The organism is Streptomyces sp., assembly GCF_050698815.1.
Taxonomy (GTDB): domain Bacteria; phylum Actinomycetota; class Actinomycetes; order Streptomycetales; family Streptomycetaceae; genus Streptomyces.
Genome location: NZ_JBOHCV010000058.1, coordinates 1 through 6,414 on the forward strand (window position 1 = coordinate 1; position 6,414 = coordinate 6,414).

At 73.1% G+C, this 6,414-nt stretch carries 5 protein-coding genes; all 5 read right to left on the reverse strand.

The window, feature by feature from the left end:
- A partial coding sequence (locus tag ACRDP3_RS02445) for an ATP synthase F0 subunit B (protein WP_431515127.1) occupies positions 1-758 on the reverse strand: 758 nt, incomplete at its 3' end.
- Positions 759-865: 107 nt separating this feature from the next.
- Positions 866-1,339 (reverse strand): pantetheine-phosphate adenylyltransferase, encoded by a 474-nt coding sequence (coaD, locus tag ACRDP3_RS02450; RefSeq protein WP_431515128.1) that lies wholly within the window; start codon positions 1,337-1,339, stop codon positions 866-868.
- Between the two features lie 56 nt (positions 1,340-1,395).
- A complete protein-coding gene (rsmD, locus tag ACRDP3_RS02455; protein WP_431515129.1) occupies positions 1,396-1,995 on the reverse strand; it encodes a 16S rRNA (guanine(966)-N(2))-methyltransferase RsmD in 600 nt (199 codons plus the stop codon).
- A gap of 132 nt (positions 1,996-2,127) precedes the next feature.
- On the reverse strand, positions 2,128-5,178 hold the full coding sequence (locus ACRDP3_RS02460) for a helicase-related protein (protein WP_431515130.1): 3,051 nt from the start codon (positions 5,176-5,178) through the stop codon (positions 2,128-2,130).
- Positions 5,179-5,206: 28 nt separating this feature from the next.
- A partial coding sequence (locus ACRDP3_RS02465) for a DAK2 domain-containing protein (protein WP_431515131.1) occupies positions 5,207-6,414 on the reverse strand: 1,208 nt, incomplete at its 5' end.

Below are 6,414 nucleotides of genomic sequence, written 5' to 3' on the forward strand. Positions count from 1 at the left end.
GCCGGCGGGGCCGCGTCGGAGGCCGCCGGCGCGGCCAGGCCCGCCATGAAGTCCGCGTCGCTGGTGTGCCCGTCCCGGGCGCCGGCGGCGGCGTCCTGGGCCTCCATGTGGGCGCCCAGATCGTCGGCCGGACGGTGGCCCAGCAGCTTCACACGGCCCCTGCCCACCGCTTCCAGGGTCTTGGCGAGCACGGCCGAGACGGAGCCGAGCCTGGTGTCGACATAGGCGTCGGCGCGCTCCCGCAGTTCCTGGGGGTCGGTGGAGCGCTCGGGCGCGTCCTCGGCGTACTCCTCGTTCCACTCCTCGGAGCCCGGGCCGCTGCCCAGCAGCTTGTCGCGCCCGCGCTCGACGGAACCGATGGTCTTGCTGAGCACGACCTCGAAGTTGGCGAGTTTGCTGTCGACGTAGTCGTCGACCTCGGTGCGGATCTCGGCGGCCTCCTGGCGAGCCTGGGCGAGGAGCTGGTCGGCCTCCGCCTGTGCCTGGCGCACGACCTCCGTACCGGAGACCAGCGAGCCGCGCTCCGCGTGCCCCGACTCGATGATGCGCTGCGCCTCGGCCTGCGCCTCGGCGACCATCTGCTCCCGGCCGCCGAGCAGTTCCTGGGCCTGGGCGAGCGAGCCGGGGAGCGACTGCCGCATGTCTTCGAGCATGGCGAGCAGTTCGGCTCGGTTCACCACGCAAGATGCCGACATGGGCATCGAGCGCGCGCTGTCCACTGTCGTCACGATCTCGTCGAGTTTCTGCTGAACGTCCACGAGAGCGACTGTACGGCCAGTGGGCGCCGGCCCGACAGCCGATGCCGAAAGCGGGTGGTGGGACGTGGCGTTGGGATCCCCCGGGCCCCGGGGCGCCCCGGGCGCCCCTACGTCAGCCGCTCGGCCAGGGCGCGCAGGACCGGTTCGGGGACCAGATGGGAGACGTCCCCGCCCCAGGTGGCGACCTCCTTGACCAGGCTGGAGGAGAGGAAGCTGTAGGTGGGGTTGGTCGGTACGAAGAGCGTCTCGACGCCGGAGAGGCCGTTGTTCATCTGGGCCATCTGCAGCTCGTAGTCGAAGTCGGAGACGGCGCGCAGACCCTTGACGATGGCGGGGATGTCCCGGTCCTTGCAGAAGTCGACGAGCAGGCCGTGGTAGGCCTCCACCCGTACGTTGCCGAACGCCTCGGTGACCTCCTCGATGAGGTCGATCCGCTCCGCCACGGAGAAGAGGCCCTGCTTGGACTTGTTGATCATCAAGGCCACATAGACCGAGTCATAGAGCTTGGAGGCGCGGCCGATGATGTCGAGATGTCCATTGGTGATGGGGTCGAAGGACCCCGGACAGACTGCGCGACGCACTGGCGTTTCCTCACTCTCCGGACGGTCGGGGGACGGTGAGGCATCCCCGGAAGAGGTCAGCATGACGGGGATGCAACTCCCCGTACAGCGGCGCGACCGTACCAGAGCGTGCCCTCGCCGTATCGCCGGGACCGCAGTCCCTCGAACCCCTCGGGCCAGCGGAATTCGCCGCCCCTGGTGCCGCGCTCCACGGTGGCGAGCGCATCGCCGGTGAGCCAGTGCCGGAACCGGAGTGTGAGCAGAATCTCCCGCAGCCGGTCGTCGGCGAGGGCGTAGGGCGGGTCGAGGAAGACCAGATCGTAGGGGTCGTCGGGAGCCGGTCCCGCGAGGATCTGCTCGGCCTTGGCGTGCCGGACCTCGGCGCCGGGCAGGCCGAGCGCGCGGACGTTGTGCTCGATGGTGCGGGCCGCCCGCGCGTCCGCCTCGACCAGGAGTACGTGCGCGGCCCCGCGCGAGAGCGCCTCCAGGCCGACGGCGCCTGAACCGCCGTACAGGTCGAGCACCCGGACACCGTCCCAGGCGGCGGCGCCGCCCAGCTGAGCCTCCCAGCTGGAGAACATCCCCTCGCGCGCCCGGTCCGAGGTGGGGCGGGTGCCCTGGCCCGGCGGCACCGTCAGCCGTCGTCCGCCGGCGGCGCCTGCGATCACGCGGGTCATGGTGCGAACCCCTTCGTCCGTGCTGTCCCACTACTCGAGGTCGAGGATCCCACGGGTCCCCCCTCACACGCGCCACGGCCGGGCACCGCGCCTGCGGCCCGCCCCCGGCTCCCGGCCCGCGGCACCCGCCTCTCACCCCTTGTCCAGGTAGTCCTCCCGCTCCTGGTCCAGGAGGGCGGCCAGCGCCGTACGCAGCTCCGGCAGCCGCGCCAGCTCCGGATCGGCGGCGACGACGGCCGTCGCCTTCTCCCGTGCCGCCTCGATGACGTCCTCGTCCTCGATCACGGCGAGCATCCGCAGCGACGAGCGGACCCCGGACTGCGCCTGGCCCAGCACGTCGCCCTCGCGGCGCTGCTCCAGGTCGATGCGGGACAGTTCGAAGCCGTCCTGGGTGCCCGCGACGGCCGCCAGCCGGGCGCGGGCGGGGGCCGCCTCCGGTGCCTCGGTGACCAGCAGGCACAGGCCGGGCGCCGCACCCCGGCCGACGCGGCCGCGCAGCTGGTGCAGCTGGGAGACGCCGAACCGGTCGGCGTCCATGATGACCATGACGGTGGCGTTGGGCACGTCGACGCCGACCTCGATGACGGTGGTGGCGACGAGCACGTCGACCTCTCCCCCGGCGAACCGCCGCATCACCTCGTCCTTGGCGTCGGGGTGCATCCGCCCGTGCAGCGCCGCGACCCGCAGTCCGGCGAGCGGGCCCGCACTCAGCTCGGCGACGATGTCGAGTACGGCCAGCGGCGGGCGCCGCTCCCCCTCCGCCCCGCCGGCCTCCCCGTCCGCGGCCTTGCCCTTGGCGCCGGGCTCCTCCTCGTCGCCGATGCGCGGGCAGACCACGTACGTCTGGTGTCCGGCCTCGGTCTCCTCGCGTACCCGCTCCCAGGTACGGGCCAGGAAGTGCGGCTTGTCGTGGGCGGGCACCACGTGGCTGGCGATGGGCGAGCGCCCGGCCGGGAGCTGGTCGAGCACGGAGGTCACCAGGTCGCCGAAGACCGTCATGGCGACGGTCCGCGGGATGGGGGTCGCCGTCATCACCAGCAGGTGCGGGGGCTGCTTGCCCTTGGAGCGAAGGGCGTCGCGCTGCTCGACGCCGAACCGGTGCTGCTCGTCCACGACGACGAGGCCGAGGTCGTGGAAGCCGACCTTGTCCTCGATCAGGGCGTGCGTGCCGATGACGATCCCGGCCTCGCCGGTGACCAGGTCGAGCAGGGCCCGGCGGCGGGCCGCGGCGCCCATGGAGCCGGTGAGCAGCACGACCTTGGTGCCCTGCTCGGCGCCGCCCAGCATGCCTCCCTCGGCCAGCTCCCCCATCATCCCCGTGATGGAACGGTGGTGCTGTTGCGCGAGGACCTCGGTGGGGGCGAGCAGCGCGGCCTGGCCGCCGCTGTCGACCACGGTCAGCATCGCCCGCAGCGCCACCATGGTGTTGTGCGTGACCGTGAAGTTGTCGGTCACATAGGCCCGGTCCGGGTGCCGCACGCTGATGCACTGGACCTGCTTGCGGCCCACGTACTCCACGGCCCGGATGCCGCGGCGGAACGCCGAGGGCTCCTCCTCGGGCACCCAACGGGCCAGCTTGGCCTCCGAACGGAACGGCGCGTGCTCTCCCGGCAGCGCCAGCGACACCTCCGCGCCGGCCCCCGCCGGCGCGACGCGCGCTCGCCCGCCGAGGGAGCGGACCAGCCACGCGATGTCGTCGGCGAGCGCCGGGGACGGTGAACGGAAGGAGATGCCGCGCCCGTTCACCGCCACCCTGCCTCCCGCGTCCAGCAGCCCCTGGAGCAGCGCGAGCCGGTTCTTGACGGAGTTGTCCCGGTACGCGCGGGGAACGCTCTGGGGGGTGCTGCCGTCACCGCCGTCACCGCTGCCGCCGACGAGCCGCAGGCCCGTCTCGTAGGGATCGAGCGGCAGGTCCGCGCCGGCCGCGAGATCCACCGGAACCGCCCGCGGCAGATACCACTTCGGGGCGCCGTCGTCCGTGCGGAGGCCGGTCCTGATCTCGCGCGTGGTCAGCACTTCCGGGTCGGCGCCGCGCTGCCAGGCCTGCGACGTCCCCACCAGCCACAGGTGTTCGTCGTCGCATTCGACGGTGCTGCCGTCCGACAGCACCAGGCGCCAGACGTCGCGCTCGCCCTGCGGAAAGACCCCGGCCACCGGAGCCAACTCGCCCGAGGGGGTGACCACTTCGTCCCCGGCCCCGATCGTCCCCATCGGCCGGAAACCGCTTGGCGTGAGCACGAGCGCGTCCAGCGGCTGGGCCTTGCCGGAGCCCACTTCGCCCTGCAGCAGCCGGTGCATGGGGTGTTCGGCCGCCAGGTCGGTGAAGATCTCACGGCTCACGTGCCGCTGCCCGTCGGTGAGGGTGAAGGGCAGCCTGGCGTCGAAGGCGTCCAGCAGGCCGTCCGGCACCGGGACGCGAGGCGCGGCGGGCAGCTGGGCGTCGGCCGCCCGGCGGCGGGCCAGTGCGACCTGCAGGATGAACGCCTCGTCCCATTTCAGCCGCTCCCGCGCCACGGCCACATCCGCCCTGGTGCGCGGTGCGTGCACCTTCTCGAAGGCCTCCGGCAGGGCGATCAGCCCCCGCTCCTCGCGGATATCGGACGGCAGCGGGTCCAGCAGACCGTCCCAGCGGGTCGCCGCCATCGAACCGAGCACCACCGCCACGGCGTTGGCGATCTTCCAGGAGGCCATCTGCGCCACGGCCGGGTAGATCGGGATCAGCCGGTTGGCGAAGGCGTCGATGTTCTCGTCGCCGTCCTCCGCGTCGAGCGTTTCGTACTGCGGATGTGCCAGCTGGAGGCGGCCGTTGAAGACGCCGACCTTGCCCGCGAACATCGCCCTGCGGCCCGGCAGCAGCTCCTTGTGCGGCGTGAAGATGCCCCGCCCGAAGAAGACCAGCTGGAGCTGTCCGCTGCCGTCGGTGAGGACCACTTCGAGCCGTTGGCCCTTGCCCCGCCTGAACTGGTGCACGGTGGCCCTGGCGACCTCGGCGACCACGGTCACGTGCTCGTCCAGCGGCAGGTCGGCCAGCCGGGTCAGCTGCCCCCGCTCCTCGTACCGCCGGGGATAGTGGTGGAGCAGGTCGCCGACCGTGTGCAGGTCGAGATGGGCGGCCAGCACCTTCGCGGTGTTGCCGCCGAGGATCTTCGTCAGGGATTCGTCGAGCGGGGGCACGAGCCCCATTGCACACCATGGGTGCGACAGGACCGGGCTATTCGACGCCGATCAGCAGCGGCGCCGAGTGCTGCCGTCCCTCGTGCACCACCGTGTCGACGGCGAGATGGCCGCGCCGCACCTCTTCCGCCAGCCGCTCCGCCAGCCCCTGTGGTGCCCCCTCGCCGAGCACCAGGGTGACCATTTCCCCGCCGGCCGCGAGCATCCGCTCCAGTACGTCGACCGCCGTCTCCGTGACGTCGCCGCCGATCACCGCCACGTCGCCCTCCACCAGGCCGAGTACGTCGCCGGCTTGGCAGACGCCCGCCATGGTCCAGGCCCGGTGCTCGGCGAAGGTCACTTCGCCGTAGCGGGTGGCTCCGGCGGCGGCCGTCATGGCGACGACGTCCTCGTCGAAACGGCGGTCCGGCTGGTGCACGGCGAGGGCGGCGATGCCCTGCACGGCGGCACGGGTGGGGACGACGGCGACACGCACGCCGAGCGCGGGGCCGCGGGCCGCCTCGGCGGCACGGGCCGCCGGGCGGTGCAGCTCGGTGTCGTTGGGCAGCAGCACGACCTCGTGGGCCCCGGTCGCCCGTACCGCCGCCAGCAGGGCGTCACTGTCGACGGCCTCCTTCTCCCCGGCCTTCGCCCGCAGGACCACCGCCCCGGCCTCCTCGCACAGCCCCGCCAGCCCGTCCCCGTGCACGACGGCGACGACGGCGCGGACGATTTCATCGGCGTCAGCGGCGGCGGAAGCGGGCGCGCACGGGCCGCCGTGGGTCTCCGGACTGAGGTGGGTGATGCGGACCCGGTACGGCCGGCCCGCACCGATGCCCGCCTCCACGGCCGCGCCGGCGTCGTCGACGTGCACATGCACGCTCCACAGTCCGTCACCGCCGCCGACGACGAGCGAGTCGCCGAGGCCGTCCAAGCGTTCCCGCAGGGCGGCGACCGCCGCGTCGCCGGACTCGAGGAGATACATCACCTCGTACGACGGTCCGCCCTCCGGTCCGGCCGCCCCGGGCACGTCCGACGGGCCGCCGTCGGGCGGACCGTGCAGCTCCAGGATTTCGCGGGACCGGAGCGGGGTGCCGGGGTCCGTCAGCGCGTCGGCCAGGGCGCCGAGCACCGCGACCAGGCCGCTGCCACCGGCGTCGACCACCCCGGCCCGGCGCAGCACGTCCAGCTGTCCGGTCGTCTCCGACAGCGCGGTACGGGCGCCCTCGTACGCGGCACGCGCCACCGCGTCCGGCTCCTCTCCGG

Coding starts and splice junctions, on each gene's coding strand:
- rsmD (WP_431515129.1), bottom strand. CDS start 1,995: ATGACCCGCGTGATCGCAGGCGCCGCCGGCGGACGACGGCTGACGGTG.
- ACRDP3_RS02460 (WP_431515130.1), bottom strand. CDS start 5,178: ATGGGGCTCGTGCCCCCGCTCGACGAATCCCTGACGAAGATCCTCGGC.